Source organism: Bradyrhizobium denitrificans, from assembly GCF_013179005.1.
In the GTDB taxonomy this organism is placed as follows: domain Bacteria; phylum Pseudomonadota; class Alphaproteobacteria; order Rhizobiales; family Xanthobacteraceae; genus Bradyrhizobium; species Bradyrhizobium denitrificans.
In genome coordinates this window covers 60,199-75,776 of the sequence record NZ_JABFDP010000026.1, presented here as the reverse complement: position 1 = coordinate 75,776, position 15,578 = coordinate 60,199, and the positions used below count along the sequence as shown (strand labels likewise).

Below are 15,578 nucleotides of genomic sequence, written 5' to 3'. Positions count from 1 at the left end.
CATGACGCCGCCGCGGAAGCTGCACATCAAGTCCTATGGCTGCCAGATGAATGTCTACGATGCCCAGCGCATGGTGGACACGCTGGGCGCTGAGGGCTTCGTCGAGACCGCCGAGGCGGGCGACGCCGATCTGGTGATCCTCAACACCTGCCATATCCGGGAGAAGGCCTCCGAAAAGGTCTATTCGGAGCTCGGGCGGCTGCGGGTGGCGAAGGAGGAGGCGGCGCGCCAAGGCCGCGCGATGCAGATTGCGGTCGCCGGTTGTGTGGCCCAGGCCGAGGGCGCCGAGATCGTCACCCGTGCCCCGACCGTCGACGTCGTGGTCGGACCGCAGAGCTATCACCATCTGCCCGAACTGCTTGCCCGCGCCGGCCGTGGCGAGCCGGCGATCGAGACTGAGTTTCCGGCCGAGGACAAGTTCGGCTTCCTGGCCAGGCCGAGCCGCGAGGCCATTCGCGCCCGCGGCGTCTCCGCCTTCGTGACCGTGCAGGAGGGATGCGACAAGTTCTGCACCTTCTGCGTGGTGCCCTATACGCGCGGCAGCGAGATGTCGCGTCCGGTGGCGCGCATCCTCGACGAGGTGACGCGGCTGACCGAGAACGGCGTCCGCGAGATCACGCTGATCGGCCAGAACGTCAACGCCTATCACGGTGAAGCGCCGGACGGCAGCACCTGGACGCTCGGCCGCCTGCTCTACGGCATTGCCGAGATCCCCGGCGTGGCGCGGATCCGCTATTCGACCAGCCACCCCAATGACGTCGATGACAGCCTGATCGCCGCCCATCGCGATCTCGCATCGGTGATGCCGTTCGTACATCTGCCGGTGCAGTCCGGTTCTGACCGGATCCTCGGCCTGATGAACCGTAAACATGGTGCGTCCGATTATCGGAAAGTTGTCGACCGTTTTCGCGCGGCGCGGCCGGATATTGCATTCTCTTCGGACTTCATCGTCGGGTTCCCGGGCGAAACCGAGGAAGATTTTCGCGCCACCCTCGCGCTCATCGCGCAAATCGGCTACGCTGCAGCCTATTCTTTCAAATATTCGCCGCGCCCGGGCACTCCGGCGGCGGACATGCAGGAGATGGTGTCAGCGACCGAGATGGACGAGCGATTGGAGCGCCTCCAGAGCTTGATCGACAGCCAGCAAGCGGCCTTCAACAAGGCTGCGATCGGCACGGTCGTGGACGTGTTGTTCGAGCGGGCCGCGCGCAAGCCCGGTCAATTGGTGGGACGGACGGCCTATCTGCAGCCGGCCCATGTGATGGCGCCCGACAACATCATCGGCCAGGTCCTGCCGGTTCGAATCGACAGTCTTGAACGCTACAGCCTGCTTGGCGAGCTTGTAGCAACAGCGGCTCCGGTTGCGGGCGCCGCCACTCCCCTTGTGTTCATCGGAGGCTGAGCACTTGCCCAAGAGCGCATCGGATTCATCTTCCCTCGCTCCCAGCCGCAAGTTCGACCGCGACATGTCCATGCCCCCCGAGACCCAGGTCGTCATCGACTTCGACGACAACCGCGCCGCGTCCGCCCTGGTCGGCCCCTACGGCCAGAATCTGGCGCTGGTCGAACGCCGGCTCGGCGTCGTTGTCGACTCCCGCGGCAATCACATCACCATCGGCGGCTCACGCGACGGCTGCGACGCAGCGCGGCGGGTGCTGGAATCGCTGTATACGCAGGCGGTGCAGGGCCAGGATCTGTCTCAGGGCGACGTCGAGGGCGCGATCCGCGCCGTCGTCGCCCAGGGCTCGCTGTTCGAGTTTGACGCCAAGGGCGCCAAGAACGCCTTCGAGAGCATCAACCTGCGCAAGCGGCCGGTCCGCGCCCGCACCGCCGCGCAGGATTCCTACATTCGCGCGCTCAAGCGCCACGAACTGGTGTTCGGCATCGGCCCGGCCGGCACGGGCAAGACCTGGCTCGCGGTCGCCCATGCCGCGCAGCTGTTCGAGCGCAAGGAAGTCGATCGCATCATCCTGTCGCGTCCCGCCGTCGAGGCCGGCGAGCGGCTCGGCTTCCTGCCGGGCGATCTGCGCGAGAAGGTCGATCCGTATCTGCGTCCGATCTACGACGCGCTGTATGACCTGATGGATGCGCGAATCGTGGAGCGCGCGCTGCAGGCCGGCGAGATCGAGATCGCGCCGCTCGCCTTCATGCGCGGACGCACGCTGACCAATGCCGCGATCATCCTCGACGAAGCCCAGAACACCACATCGATGCAGATGAAGATGTTCCTGACCCGGCTCGGCGAGAACAGCCGCATGATCATCACCGGCGACCCGTCACAGGTCGACCTGCCCAACGGCCAGACGTCGGGCCTCGCCGAGGCTGCGCGCCTGCTGGAGGGGGTCGAGGGAATCGCCCAGGTCAGGTTCACCGGCGAGGACGTCATTCGTCACGAATTGGTGGCCCGCATCGTCGCCGCCTATGAGGGGCCGAAAGCCCGCTGACGCGAGAGCAAGCACGCCGATCGGCGCATGACATGAGCGCGCCATCCGCACAGATATCGACCAGGATGCCACAAAGTCCCATTCCAACCACCGAGGTGATCATCGCGGCCGACTGCTGGCAGGACCAGCCCGACGCCGAGGACGTCATACATCGCGCGATCCTCGCCGCCGCGGAAAGGGTCGACGCCGAGGTCGGCGACGCCGAGATCGCGGTGATGCTGACGGACGATGCCGGCATCCGCACCTTGAACAGCAATTGGCGCGGCATCGACAAGCCGACCAACGTGCTGTCATTTCCGGCGCTGCAGCCGACCGGGCCCCGCGGCGACGATGACGCGCCGCGAATGCTCGGCGACATCGCGATCGCCTATGAGACGATGCGCCGCGAGGCCGACGAGGAGCAGAAGCCGTTCGACCACCATCTCAGCCACCTCACTGTGCACGGCTTCCTGCACCTGATCGGCTACGATCATGAGAGCGATGCCGAGGCTGAGGAGATGGAGGCGCTGGAGACCGAGATCCTGGCGCATCTCGGCGTCCCCGATCCCTATGCCGACCGCGAGCGGTTGGACTGACCATGGCCGATTCCGAGCCCATTCACGACAATCCGCGCCAGACGCGCAACCTGCCGGCCGTGGTCCCGCCGGCCGAGCTCGGCCGTTCGCCGAGCGAGAACTGGCTGTTGCGGGCGCTGCGCAATTTGTTCGGCTGGAAGGGCGGCGGGTCGGTACGCGATGACCTGCAGGTCGTGCTCGACGCCTCGACGCCGGATGACATCGGCTTCTCTGCGGTCGAGCGCACGCTCCTGCGCAACATCCTCGACCTGCACGAGCGGCGCATCGCCGACGTGATGGTGCATCGCGCCGACATCGTCGCGGTCAGGCGTGATATCCCGCTTGGCGAGCTGATGAGCCTGTTCGAAAGCGCGTCGCACTCGCGGCTCGTCGTCTACAACGACACGCTGGACGATCCCGAGGGCATGGTCCACATCCGCGACCTGCTGGCCTTCATGACGGCGCAGGCCCGCGTCTCCGACGAGGCGAAGGCCAGACGCAAGAAGCCGCTGCCCGCGGGCCTCGATCTCAAGACCGTCGATCTCGCGATGCCGCTGTTCGAGGCCAACATCATCCGCAAGCTGCTCTACGTGCCGCCCTCGATGCGCGCGATCGACCTGCTGGCGCAGATGCAGGCCTCGCGCATCCATCTCGCACTCGTCGTGGACGAATATGGCGGCACCGACGGGCTGGTTTCGATCGAGGACATCGTCGAGCAGATCGTCGGCGAGATCGATGACGAGCATGACAGCGACGAGCCGCCGGCGATCATGCGACAGGCCGACAACGCCTTCATCGCCGATGCCCGCGCCAGCCTCGACGATGTGCGCCGGGTGATCGGCGAGGAGTTCGTAACCGGCGAGGCCGGCGAAGGCGTTGAGACGCTCGGTGGCTACCTGGTGAACCATGTCGGCCGCTTGCCGGTGCGTGGCGAGCTGATTTCCGGCCCCGGCAATTTCGAGGTCGAGGTGCTGGATGCCGATCCGCGCCGGGTCAAGCGGCTGCGCATCGCGCCGCGCAAGGAGCGACCCGTCCCGCGTCCACCGCGCGAGAGCCGGCGTCGCGGCGAAGCCTCCGGCGAGAGCAATGAGGTGATCGAGCCGCCGCGGGCCGCCGAGGGCGGCAAGCCGCCGGGCGCCGACGACGACAATCCGCCCGCAACCGACGGAGCCAGCCCGCAGTGATCCGCCCTTCGTCGATTCGGGGCATCGCGCTCGGCGTCGTGCTGGCCTGGGGCTGGAAACGCGCAGCGATCGCCGTCGCGGCCGGTGCGCTGTCGGCGCTGGCCATGGCGCCGTTCAACGCCTGGCCGGTGCTGGCGATCAGCTTTCCTGTGGTGGTCTGGCTGATCGACGGCGCCGCGGCAGGCGCGCGCCGTGGCATACCAGCCGCTGCGTTGACGGGCTTCTGCTTCGGCATGGGCTATTTCGTGCCCGGCCTGTACTGGATCGGCAACGCGTTCCTGGTCGATGCCGAGACCTTCGCCTGGCTGATGCCGTTCGCCGTCCTCGGCCTGCCGGCCTATCTCGCCCTCTTCCACGCCCTTGGCTTCGCCCTGGCGCGGTCGATATGGACCCGCGGGCCGACACGGATCCTGGCGCTGGCCGTCTGCTTGACAGCGAGCGAATGGCTGCGCGGCCACGCGCTTACCGGCTTTCCCTGGAATACGTTCGGCTACGCGCTGTCTCAGCCGCTCGCCTTGGCGCAATCGGCATCGCTGATCGGGCTGTGGGGGATGACCTTCCTGGCCGTTGCGATCTTCGCAAGCCCCGCGGTGCTGATCGACGGCAAGAGATGGCGCGACGGCTGGCATCTGCCAGCGGCGGCGGCGGCCGTGCTCGTCCTGATGGGCGGATTCGGCGCGATCCGGCTCGCCCAGCACCCGACGTCCCTGGTCCGCGATCTCAAACTCCGGATCATGCAGCCGAACCTGCAGCAGGACGTGAAATTCAACTATGGCGCCAAGGCCGACGTGATGCGGCGCTATCTGGCTCTGTCGGATCGCGCCTCCGGGCCGAACTCCACCGGTGTGCGCGACACCAACATCTTGATCTGGCCCGAATCGGCGTTTCCGTTCTTCCTTACGCGCGAGGCGGACGCGATGGCCCAGATCGCTGATCTGCTGGCCCCGGACACAGTACTGATCACCGGTTCGGTGCGCGCCCCCGACGGCCCGCGCAATGGCCCGATCACCCGCGCCTACAATTCGATCTACGTCATCGATCACGACGGCAGCGTGTTGTCATACTACGATAAGCTTCATCTCGTCCCCTTCGGCGAGTACTTGCCGTTCCAGGACCTGATGGAGCGGATCGGTCTTGAGCAACTGACAAGGGTGCAGGGCGGCTTCATCGCCGGGACAGCTAGGCGCAACCTCGAGGTGCCACACGCACCGCGTGTTCTTCCTTTGATCTGCTATGAGGCCATTTTCCCGGGCGATATCAGCGGATCGGACGAGCGACCGGGCTGGATCGTCAACCTGACGAACGATGGCTGGTTCGGTATTTCGACCGGTCCTCATCAGCATCTACAACAAGCGCAATGGCGCGCAATCGAGCAAGGCCTTCCATTAGTTCGATCCGCGAACACTGGCATATCTGCTGTGATCGATCCCGTCGGCCGCATTATCGCGCAGTTGCCGCTCGGCGCAGAGGGCATACTCGACGCGGCGCTGCCAGCGGCCTTGCGGCCGACGATCTACGCCAAGGCCGGCGATATCCCGGCGATCATCCTGTTAGTGATCGCTCTGGGCACCGTTGTGCGCCGGCGTGTTGCTGAAAAGCGTCCCTGACAGCGCCTAATCCCGATTCTTTCCGACATCGTAAGATTTTTTTCGACAAGTAAAACTCCAAGTGTTGACAGAGGCGTGCTGCAATTCGCATTCTCGCGCGGCAGCATGATCCGCTCAATTTGCTGCTCGACCGTCCTAGTTAGTAGGACATGCGAGCATAAATTGACGGCGTGAGTGCCTGAGGCATACTGCAAGCGCCTCGTTCCGGGACCTGATTTCTAGGGAGTTGAGAGATGTCGACGAAAGCGCCCAACCCTGTTGACAAGCATGTTGGCAGCCGGGTGCGGATGCGCCGTATCATGTTGGGTATGAGCCAAGAAAAGCTTGGTGAGGCTCTCGGGCTTACTTTCCAACAGATCCAGAAGTACGAAAAAGGCACCAATCGTGTCGGCGCTAGCCGTATTCAGCAAATTTCTGAGGTTCTGCAGATTCCGGTCTCCTTCCTGTTTGAAGGCGTCCCGAGCGGCAGCACCAATGGCGAGCCCTTCGACGGCGCCTCTCCGGCCTATGTGTCAGATTTTCTGGCAACTTCCGAAGGGCTGGCATTGACCCGCGCGTTCACGCGGATTCACGACTCCAAGCTTCGTCGCAGCATCGTCGACCTTGTCGAGCAGATTGCTGATCGCGAAGCGCCGGAAGATGACGCCTGAACCCCACCGAGATTGAAGTTCCGATCGGGCGGCAACATCCTCCTCATCGGAACTTCGGAACGAAATCGCGACAAATCAGACATTTGGCTTCATGCCGGACTGACGACACGTCCGGCGCCCCGCTCCGGCAGGGTCTCGATTTCAGAACATGTGACTGGCTCCGGTGAGTTCGACGTACGGTCCTGGCGAACAGCGAGGTCGTTCGATCTACTAACCGACCATCACGAGCCGAATGTCAGTCTTCCGAGCACGGCCGCTGTCAGCGAAGCCCGTGCCGCCTCTTCGCAATCTTCATTCTGAAAATCAAAACGGTCGATAGGAAAATCCGATCGTCGCGCTCGCAGCTGGAGCCGAACGGGCGGAAATCAGGGTCGCGCGTCCGGCCGTTTTGTGCGCATGTGGACCAAGAGGTTGACCGCTGGCGCATGCATTGGCAGCTCGCAGCGGTCAGCCTCTTTCCAGCGATCGGATCCCCTAAAGTTAGACACCCGACAAGCCGACACACATGACCGTCCCGACCAATCCGTTCGATAGCCGAACAATCCTCGATGGCATCCGCCAATGGGTGGAGATTGAAACACCCACCGAAGCCCCCGATCAGATCAATCAATTGGTCTCTTTGGTTGCCGAGGGCTATCGCGGGCTGGACGCAGTGGTCGAGCGCGTAGCCGGCCGGGACGGCTGCGGCGACCACCTGATCGCCCGGTCGGGCTGGGGCCAGCAGGAGCCGGGAATCCTGATCCTCAGCCATCTCGATACGGTGCATCCCATCGGCTTTCTTCGGCGCCTGCCGTTTTCGATCGACGGCGACGTCGCTTTCGGGCCGGGCATCTACGACATGAAGGGCGGCGCCTACCTTGCTTATCATGCGTTTCGTCATCTCTGTTTGACCGGAGAGCGATCGCCCCTCGGCATTACTCATTTGTTCGTCTCCGACGAGGAGATCGGCAGCCCGACCTCGCGCGTACTGATCGAAGAGGAGGGCCGCAAGGCCAAATACGTGCTGGTAACCGAGCCGGCGCGCGACGGCGGCAGGATCGTCACCGGCCGCAAAGGCGTGGCGCGTTTCGATGTCACCATCCGCGGCGTTCCGGCCCATGCCGGTGCGCGGCCGCAGGATGGACGCAGTGCGATCCGCGAACTCGCCAACGTGATTCACGCGCTTGAAGCTCTCAATGATCTTGAGCGCGGCATCACGGTGAATGTCGGCGTCGTCCGCGGCGGCACGCGTCCAAATGTGATCGCCGAGGAAGCCTATGCAGAGGTCGATGCGCGCCTGCCGACGCCAGCAGACGCCGAGGAGATCGTGCCGAAGATCCTCGGCCTGATGTCGCGCAGCGAGGGCGTCAGCGTCGAAGTGACCGGCGGCGTCAACCGCCCGCCTTACGTCAAGGGCAACGCCGGTGCTGCGCTGTTCGAACATGCGCGCTCGCTCGCCGAAGAGATCGGCTTCGAGCTTGTCGACACCATCACCGGCGGCGGCTCCGACGGCAACTTCACCGCGCCGTTCACGGCGACCTTGGACGGGCTCGGCGTCGACGGCAAGGGCGCACATACGCATTACGAGCAGATGTACATCTCCTCGATCGAGCCGCGGACGCGCCTCCTCCACCGTCTCTATCAAACCCTGCGATGAGTACTGCGACCATCATGCCCGTCGATCACGATCACGCCGACACCGAGGCTTCGCACCGTCAGGGCTCCTTCTTTGGACGGCGCAAAGGCCACAAGCTTCGTGCGCATCAGGCCGATCTGATGGGAAACCTGCTTCCCCATCTCGCCCTTGATCTTGCTTCGCCTGCTGATGCCGTGCTGCCGGCGTTGTTCGATCCGCCGATCGATGACCTGCGGATCGAGATCGGATTCGGCGGCGGCGAGCATCTCGCGGCCGAAGCAAAGGCCTATCCACGAACCGGGTTCATCGGCTGCGAACCCTATATCAACGGCATGGCCAAGATCCTTGCGACGATCGAGGCCGACAATATCGGCAATGTCAGGCTGCTCGCGGGCGATGCAGCCGAACTGCTTGCCTGGCTGCCGCCGAGCTCGGTTCAGCGGATCGATCTGATCCATCCAGATCCCTGGCCGAAGCGGCGCCATTGGAAACGACGCTTCGTGCAAGAAGCGACGATCGCCGCGATGGCGCGAGCCCTGAAACCTGGTGGCGAATTCCGCTTCGTCAGCGACATCGCCGATTATTGCGCATGGACCTTGTGGCATCTGCTGCGCTCACCCGACTTCGCCTGGACTGCGGAGCGCGCTGACGATTGGCGCCTGCCATGGAACGGCTACACAATGACGCGCTATGGCCGCAAGGCGATGCGCGAGGGCCGGGTCGCGAACTATCTCATTTTCAGGCGACGCTGATCAGCCATTGTCCGCGCGCCGACCGGCGTCGCCGCGCCGAGAACGCGGCCACTTGCTCGTCGATGACCGCAGGCGCGCATAGGCCCGCAGACGACCGGACTGCCGTTGCACAGCGTTCGGCCGTCGGCGAAGCGGGATCGGAGCCTCGGAGCGCACTCCGGTCGTCCCCGCCGCCCCAGTGCCGAACTCAGCCCATGACGGCCACAGCAAGACGAGGCGACCCGCCTCATTTCAGCCCGCTCGCTTTTGGCCTGAGCCGGGCAAATCCTCTCCTTCAATTTTATTCAATCTTGGTGAACGGCCAGTTATTTGTCGGGAATGTCCGCAGCACCCTGGTTGAGGCGATGGGCCGAAGGACGGCCGCGGCGGGCCGGCAATTTCGCAGTTCCACCCTTCCTGGGCCGATACGACCCTTGCCGTCAGCCCGCAAAGCGGCTATATGAGCCGCATCAAACATCATCTCATATACGATCGCGTAGTGAGGGTGGGCCCTTCCGGACCCGCTCTTTTTTGTTACCTGGATCGCTCCGCCGCGAGGCGATTTGGTCCGGTGAACGCGATCGAGCCGGCAGAATGGCCGCAAGCAAGACACGCGATCGACCCCTTGATGACTGAACCCACGTTCGCAGCCGCTGACACCGATCTTCTGACCGAGCCCCGTCTCGTGGTCGAGCCGGGTGTCGCCGCGCGCGTGGCCGCGGTGGCCGAGCCGGTGCTGCAGGGAATGGGTTACCGCCTGGTCCGGATCCGCATCTCCGGCGAGGCCGGCTGCACCGTCCAGGTCATGGCCGAACGTCCCGACGGCACGATGCAGATCGAGGATTGCGAGGCGGTGTCGCGGGCGCTGTCGCCGGTGCTGGACATCGCCGACCCGATCGATCGCGCCTATCGGCTTGAGATCTCCTCGCCGGGCATCGACCGACCGCTGGTCCGCCGCACCGATTTCGAGCGCCACATCGGCCATCTCGTCAAGATCGAGATGGCGGTGGCGCATCAGAACCGCAAACGCTTCCGCGGCATCATCACCGGGCTCGACGGCGACGGCGTGTGCATCACCCGCGACGACGTGGCGAAAGACCAAGACCCGAGCGTCGTGCTACCGATGACCGACATCGGCGACGCCAAGCTGGTGCTGACCGACGAGTTGATCGCCGAGTCGATGCGCCGCGGCAAGGCGGCCGAGCGCGAGAAGAAGCGCGACCTCGGGCTTGCCCCGCCGCTGGCGCCGCACGCCAAGCCTGCGGCCCAGGCCAAGCCGAAACCGAAATTGAAAGACGGCCAGGCGGCGAAGAAGCCGCAGCCGACCAACACCAAGAAACATCGCCTCGCCGCCGATCGCGCGCGCAGAGGCGAGATCGATCCTGATTAGAGGAGATTTGAGCCATGGCCGTCAGCGCCAACCGGTTGGAACTGCTGCAGATCGCCGACGCCGTCGCGCGCGAGAAGTCGATCGACCGCGGCATCGTGATCGCCGCCATGGAAGACGCGATCGCCAAGGCCGCCCGCGCCCGCTATGGCAGCGAGACTGACGTTCACGCCGAGATCGACCCGCGCAAAGGCGAGCTCCGGCTGTCGCGCCATATGCTGGTCGTCGAAAAGGTCGAGAACCCCTCCAACCAGATCTCGCTGGATGACGCGCGCCGCGCCAATCCGGGCGCGCAGATCGGCGACACCATCGCCGACACGCTGCCGCCGCTGGAATATGGCCGCATCGCCGCGCAGTCGGCCAAGCAGGTGATCGTGCAGAAGGTGCGCGAGGCCGAGCGCGACCGGCAGTACCAGGAGTTCAAGGACCGCATCGGCGACATCGTCAACGGCGTCGTCAAGCGTGTCGAATATGGCAGCGTGATCCTCGACCTCGGCCGCGGCGAGGCGATCATCCGCCGCGACGAGATGCTGCCGCGCGAGGTGTTCCGCAACGGCGATCGCGTCCGCGCCTATGTGTTCGACGTCCGCCGCGAGACCCGCGGGCCGCAGATCTTCCTGTCGCGCACCCATCCGCAGTTCATGGCCAAGCTGTTCGCGCAGGAAGTGCCGGAGATCTATGACGGCATCGTCGAGATCAAGGCCGTCGCCCGCGATCCCGGCTCGCGCGCCAAGATCGGCGTCGTCTCCCGCGACTCCTCGGTCGACCCGGTCGGCGCCTGCGTCGGTATGCGCGGCTCGCGCGTGCAGGCCGTGGTGAACGAGCTGCAGGGCGAGAAGATCGACATCATCCCGTGGTCGCCCGACATCGCGACCTTCGTGGTCAACGCGCTGGCGCCGGCCGAAGTGGCCAAGGTCGTCATCGACGAGGACCGCGAGCGCATCGAAGTCGTCGTGCCCGACACCAACAACCAGCTGTCGCTGGCGATCGGCCGGCGCGGCCAGAACGTCCGCCTCGCGTCGCAGCTGACCGGCTGGGACATCGACATTCTGACCGAGCAGGAGGAATCGGAGCGTCGCCAGGCCGATTTCGAGAACTCGACCCGCGTCTTCATGGAATCGCTCAATGTCGACGAGGTCGTCGGCCAGCTGCTGGCGTCCGAAGGCTTCACCTCGGTCGAGGAATTGGCGCTGGTCGATCTCAAGGATCTCGCCGGCATCGAGGGCTTCGACGAGGAGACCGCGACCGAGCTGCAGACCCGCGCCCGCGAGTTCCTGGAGCAGCAGGAGGCCGAGCTCGAGGCCAAGCGCAAGGAGCTCGGCGTCGAGGACGCGGTGAAGACCGTGCCCGGCGTCACCTCCAAGATGCTGGTCAAGTTCGGCGAGAACGACATCAAGACCGTCGACGACCTCGCCGGCTGCGCCACCGACGATCTGGTCGGCTGGACCGAGCGCAAGGATAGCGGCGAGCAGACCAAGCACGCCGGCATTCTCGACGGCCTCGAGGTTTCGCGCGACGATGCCGAAGCCATGGTCATGCAGGCCCGCGTCAAGGCCGGCTGGATCAGCGAAGCCGACATTGCCAAGCCGGAAGCCGAGGACGAGGACGCCTCCGAAGGACAGCCTGCCTGACCCATGCTGGACGCCGCCATGAGACCCGCCACGATACTGCTGGCTTGAGATGAGGAGCCGCACCACCACATGCTCGCTTTGGCTGACCCCGAGCTCGACAATGGACCGCGGACCGAGAAGTCCGCGACCATGCGCATGTGCGCGGTCAGCCGCGAGGTGCGGCCGATCGAGGAGCTGATCCGCTTCGTGGTCGGCCCGTCGGGCGAGGTCGTGCCCGACATCAAGCGCAAGCTGCCGGGACGGGGATTGTGGATCACGGCGTCAAAGCCGGTGGTTGCGGAAGCGGTGCGGCGTCACCATTTCAGCCGGGGCTTCAAGGCGAACGTCCACGTCCAGCCGACACTGGCCGACGATCTGGAGGCCCTGCTGGCCCGCAGCGCCATCGAGGCCCTGGGGATCGCTGCCAAGGCCGGCCAGGTCGTGTCCGGATTCTCCAAGGTGGAAGCGGCGCTGTCGCAGCGGCAATCCCGGACAGCATTGGCCGCCCTGCTTCATGCCTCGGACGGCGCAGCCGATGGGATTCGCAAGCTCGACGCCCTGGTGCGGTCGAATGACGAGGACCTGGGGCAAGCCCCGCCATTTCCGATCATCTGCTGCCTCACTTCGGCAGAATTGGATTTGGCACTTGGGCGCTCAAATGTGATACATGCTGCCGTGCTCGCAGGCCCGGCGAGCAGGACATTCCTGTCGCGCAGCCAGACTCTGGTCCGATACCGGTCGGCCGACGCTGACAAGATTGCCGGAACCGCGGCCACGAAATCTGCTTCGACTTCGAAGACATAGCGACGAATACGCGACGATTGCACGAATGGGACGGTGCGGCAGACCCGCACGCTGGTAACGAGATTAGGACGACTGAATGGCCGACAACAACACTCCGGGCGACAAGAAACTGAGTGTCCCGACCAAGACCTTGACGCTGAAGCCGCGCGTCGAGACTGGCACGGTACGCCAGAGCTTCCCACATGGCCGGAGCAAGCAGGTAGTGGTCGAGAAGCGCGGCACCAAGCGCCGCGTCGGCGATGGGGCGCCCGATGCGCCGCATGCGCCGGAGCCGGTCGTCGCCAAGGCGCCGCCGCCACCACCGCCAAGCAACCGTCCGTCAGGGCCCCGTCCCGGCTCTTCGCAGCGCGGCGGATCCGGCGTGGTGCTGCGCACCCTGACCGAGGATGAGCGTTCGGCCCGCGCCAGCGCGCTCGCCGACGCGCGCGTCCGCGACATGGAAGAGCGCCGTCAGGCCGAAGAGGAAGCCCGCCGCCGCGCCGAGCGCGAAGCCGCCGAACGCGCCGAGCGCGAGGCTGCCGAGGCGCGCCGCAAGGCCGAGGAAGAGCGCCACCGTCAGGAAGAGGAAGCCAAGCGCAAGGCCGAGCTCGAGGCCAAGAAGCGGTTCGGTGAAGGCGAGGCGCCCCGTCCGGCGACCGCCGCGCCGCAGCAGCAGCCCGCCGCGGTCACAGCTCCCGCTCGTCCGGCGCAAGCCCCAGGTCGCCCGCAGGGCGCACCGGGCAGCCGGCCACAGCAGATCGGCACCAGCGCGCGCCCCGGCGGGGCACAGCCCGCCGGCGCACGCCCTGCAGCCGCCCGTCCCGCGGGCGCAGGTCCGCTCGGCCGCGCGCCCGGCGTTGCCGCAGGTCCCGAGGATGATGAGGGTCCGCGCCAGATCCGCCGTGGTCCCGGCGGCGCTGCGCGTCCTGCGCCGCCGCCGAAGACCACGCACAAGCCGGGTCCGCAGAAGCAGCGCGGCCGCCTGACCGTCGTCACCGCGCTCACCGCCGACGACGTGCGCGAGCGCTCGATCGCCTCGTTCCGCCGCCGCACCCAGCGCCTCAAGGGCCATGCGGCCAATGAGCAGAAGGAGAAGCTGGTCCGCGAGGTGACGATTCCGGAAGCGATCACCATTCAGGAACTCGCCAACCGCATGTCGGAGCGCGCGGTCGACGTCATCCGTCTGCTGATGCGCCAGGGCGCGATGCACAAGATCACCGACGTGATCGACGCCGACACCGCACAGCTGATCGCCGAGGAACTCGGCCACAGCGTGAAGCGCGTCGCCGCCTCGGACGTGGAAGAGGGCCTGTTCGACGTCGTCGACGATTCGACCGACACCGAGCCGCGCTCGCCGGTCGTGACCGTGATGGGCCATGTCGACCACGGCAAGACCTCGCTGCTCGACGCGCTGCGCCATGCCAACGTGGTGTCCGGCGAAGCCGGCGGCATCACCCAGCACATCGGCGCCTATCAGGTGACGGCGCCGGATTCCGGCAAGAAGATCACCTTCATCGACACGCCGGGCCACGCCGCGTTCACCGCGATGCGCGCCCGCGGCGCCAAGGTCACCGACATCGTCGTGCTGGTGGTCGCGGCCGATGACGGCGTCATGCCGCAGACGATCGAGGCCATCAACCACGCCAAGGCGGCGAAGGTGCCGATGATCGTGGCGATCAACAAGATCGACAAGCCGGATGCACGGCCCGATCGCGTCCGCACCGAGCTGCTGCAGCACGAGGTGCAGGTCGAGTCCCTGGGCGGCGAAGTCGTCGACGTCGAGGTCTCGGCCAAGAACAAGACCAACCTCGATCGTCTGCTCGAGATGATCGCGCTGCAGGCCGACATCCTCGACCTCAAGACCAATTCGGATCGTCCGGCCGAGGGCACCGTGATCGAAGCCAAGCTCGATCGCGGCCGCGGTCCGGTCGCCACCGTGCTGGTCCAGCGCGGCACGTTGCGGGTCGGCGACATCATCGTCGCCGGCGCGGAGATGGGCCGCGTCCGCGCGCTGATCTCGGATCAGGGCGAGACGTTGCAGGAGGCAGGTCCGTCGGTGCCGGTCGAGGTGCTCGGCTTCAACGGTCCGCCGGAAGCCGGCGACCGTCTTGCCGTGGTCGAGAACGAAGCCCGTGCCCGTCAGGTCACCAGCTATCGCGCACACCAGAAGCGCGAGAACGCGGCAGCCTCGATCTCCGGCATGCGCGGTTCGCTCGAGCAGATGATGTCGCAATTGAAGACCGCGGGCCGCAAGGAATTCCCGCTGGTCATCAAGGCCGACGTGCAGGGCTCGCTGGAAGCCATTCTCGGCTCGCTGGAGAAGCTCGGCACCGACGAGGTCGCCGCGCGCATCCTGCATGCCGGCGTCGGCGGCATCAGCGAGTCGGACGTGACGCTCGCGGAAGGCTTCAACGCCGCGATCATCGGCTTCTCGGTGCGAGCCAACAAGGAAGCGGCCGCACTCGCCAAGCGCAACGGCATCGAGATCCGCTACTACAACATCATCTACGACCTCGTGGATGACGTGAAGAAGGCGATGAGCGGCCTGCTTGCGCCGACGCTGCGCGAAACCATGCTCGGCAATGCGCAGATCCTGGAGGTGTTCAACATCTCCAAGGTCGGCAAGGTCGCCGGCTGCCGCGTCACCGATGGCACTGTCGAGCGCGGCGCCAATGTCCGCCTGATCCGCGACAACGTCGTGGTTCACGAGGGCAAGCTGTCGACCTTGAAGCGCTTCAAGGACGAAGTGAAGGAAGTGCAGGCCGGCCAGGAATGCGGCATGGCCTTCGAGAGCTACGGCGACATGCGTGTCGGCGACGTCATCGAGTGTTATCGCGTGGAGACCATCCAGCGCTCGCTGTAAGTCCGAATCCTACAGAGCGCTGTGTTTTGACTGAGCTGCGACCCCCTCCCCGGAGGGGAGTCGCAAGTCTCATTTGAACGAATCGAAGCGTCGTCGAACTCAATCAGAATGGCCTTCATCGCCCGTGCCACGCCGGGTGATGATCTATTG

The 15,578-nt window shown here is 65.6% G+C and carries 12 protein-coding genes; all 12 read left to right on the top strand.

The window, feature by feature from the left end:
* Window position 1 precedes the first annotated feature (1 nt).
* A complete protein-coding gene (gene miaB / locus HL671_RS27400; protein WP_172240506.1) occupies window positions 2-1,402 on the top strand; it encodes a tRNA (N6-isopentenyl adenosine(37)-C2)-methylthiotransferase MiaB in 1,401 nt (466 codons plus the stop codon).
* 64 nt (window positions 1,403-1,466) lie between these two features.
* Window positions 1,467-2,444: a PhoH family protein gene (locus HL671_RS27395; protein WP_049795278.1), complete on the top strand. Its 978-nt coding sequence runs from the start codon at window positions 1,467-1,469 to the stop codon at window positions 2,442-2,444.
* A 65-nt stretch (window positions 2,445-2,509) separates the two neighbouring features.
* Window positions 2,510-3,019 (top strand): rRNA maturation RNase YbeY, encoded by a 510-nt coding sequence (gene ybeY / locus HL671_RS27390; RefSeq protein ID WP_011942575.1) that lies wholly within the window; start codon window positions 2,510-2,512, stop codon window positions 3,017-3,019.
* 2 nt (window positions 3,020-3,021) lie between these two features.
* The gene (locus HL671_RS27385) at window positions 3,022-4,182 is read left to right on the top strand and encodes a hemolysin family protein (protein WP_011942576.1); all 1,161 of its coding nucleotides are present in this window, start codon (window positions 3,022-3,024) and stop codon (window positions 4,180-4,182) included.
* Window positions 4,179-5,789 carry an apolipoprotein N-acyltransferase gene (lnt, locus tag HL671_RS27380; protein WP_172240503.1) on the top strand — a complete coding sequence of 537 codons (1,611 nt, stop codon included), beginning with the start codon at window positions 4,179-4,181 and terminating at the stop codon, window positions 5,787-5,789. The genes HL671_RS27385 and lnt overlap by 4 nt, the downstream gene beginning before the upstream one ends.
* 233 nt (window positions 5,790-6,022) lie before the next feature.
* Complete coding sequence (locus HL671_RS27375; protein ID WP_011942578.1) at window positions 6,023-6,439, top strand: helix-turn-helix domain-containing protein; 417 nt, start codon at window positions 6,023-6,025, stop codon at window positions 6,437-6,439.
* 505 nt (window positions 6,440-6,944) lie between these two features.
* Window positions 6,945-8,075 (top strand): M20 family metallopeptidase, encoded by a 1,131-nt coding sequence (locus tag HL671_RS27370; RefSeq protein ID WP_172240500.1) that lies wholly within the window; start codon window positions 6,945-6,947, stop codon window positions 8,073-8,075.
* Window positions 8,072-8,806, top strand: a complete 735-nt coding sequence (locus HL671_RS27365) for a tRNA (guanine(46)-N(7))-methyltransferase TrmB (protein ID WP_011942580.1) — start codon at window positions 8,072-8,074, stop codon at window positions 8,804-8,806. The genes HL671_RS27370 and HL671_RS27365 overlap by 4 nt, the downstream gene beginning before the upstream one ends.
* A gap of 607 nt (window positions 8,807-9,413) precedes the next feature.
* Entirely contained in the window at window positions 9,414-10,175 is a 762-nt protein-coding gene (gene rimP, locus HL671_RS27360; RefSeq protein ID WP_172240497.1) for a ribosome maturation factor RimP, read from the top strand.
* Between the two features lie 14 nt (window positions 10,176-10,189).
* Window positions 10,190-11,803 (top strand): transcription termination factor NusA, encoded by a 1,614-nt coding sequence (nusA, locus tag HL671_RS27355; protein ID WP_172240494.1) that lies wholly within the window; start codon window positions 10,190-10,192, stop codon window positions 11,801-11,803.
* Window positions 11,804-11,872: 69 nt separating this feature from the next.
* Window positions 11,873-12,586, top strand: coding sequence for an RNA-binding protein (locus tag HL671_RS27350; RefSeq protein WP_172240491.1), 714 nt, complete (start codon window positions 11,873-11,875; stop codon window positions 12,584-12,586).
* Window positions 12,587-12,662: 76 nt separating this feature from the next.
* On the top strand, window positions 12,663-15,428 hold the full coding sequence (gene infB / locus HL671_RS27345; protein ID WP_011942584.1) for a translation initiation factor IF-2: 2,766 nt from the start codon (window positions 12,663-12,665) through the stop codon (window positions 15,426-15,428).
* The last annotated feature ends 150 nt before the right edge of the window (window positions 15,429-15,578 follow it).

Bases quoted from the DNA above. Each gene is read 5' to 3' on its own strand.
- miaB (WP_172240506.1), top strand. From the start codon at position 2: ATGACGCCGCCGCGGAAGCTGCACATCAAGTCCTATGGCTGCCAGATG.
- HL671_RS27395 (WP_049795278.1), top strand. From the start codon at position 1,467: ATGTCCATGCCCCCCGAGACCCAGGTCGTCATCGACTTCGACGACAAC.
- ybeY (WP_011942575.1), top strand. From the start codon at position 2,510: ATGCCACAAAGTCCCATTCCAACCACCGAGGTGATCATCGCGGCCGAC.
- HL671_RS27385 (WP_011942576.1), top strand. From the start codon at position 3,022: ATGGCCGATTCCGAGCCCATTCACGACAATCCGCGCCAGACGCGCAAC.
- HL671_RS27375 (WP_011942578.1), top strand. From the start codon at position 6,023: ATGTCGACGAAAGCGCCCAACCCTGTTGACAAGCATGTTGGCAGCCGG.
- HL671_RS27370 (WP_172240500.1), top strand. From the start codon at position 6,945: ATGACCGTCCCGACCAATCCGTTCGATAGCCGAACAATCCTCGATGGC.
- HL671_RS27365 (WP_011942580.1), top strand. From the start codon at position 8,072: ATGAGTACTGCGACCATCATGCCCGTCGATCACGATCACGCCGACACC.
- rimP (WP_172240497.1), top strand. From the start codon at position 9,414: ATGACTGAACCCACGTTCGCAGCCGCTGACACCGATCTTCTGACCGAG.
- nusA (WP_172240494.1), top strand. From the start codon at position 10,190: ATGGCCGTCAGCGCCAACCGGTTGGAACTGCTGCAGATCGCCGACGCC.
- HL671_RS27350 (WP_172240491.1), top strand. From the start codon at position 11,873: ATGCTCGCTTTGGCTGACCCCGAGCTCGACAATGGACCGCGGACCGAG.
- infB (WP_011942584.1), top strand. From the start codon at position 12,663: ATGGCCGACAACAACACTCCGGGCGACAAGAAACTGAGTGTCCCGACC.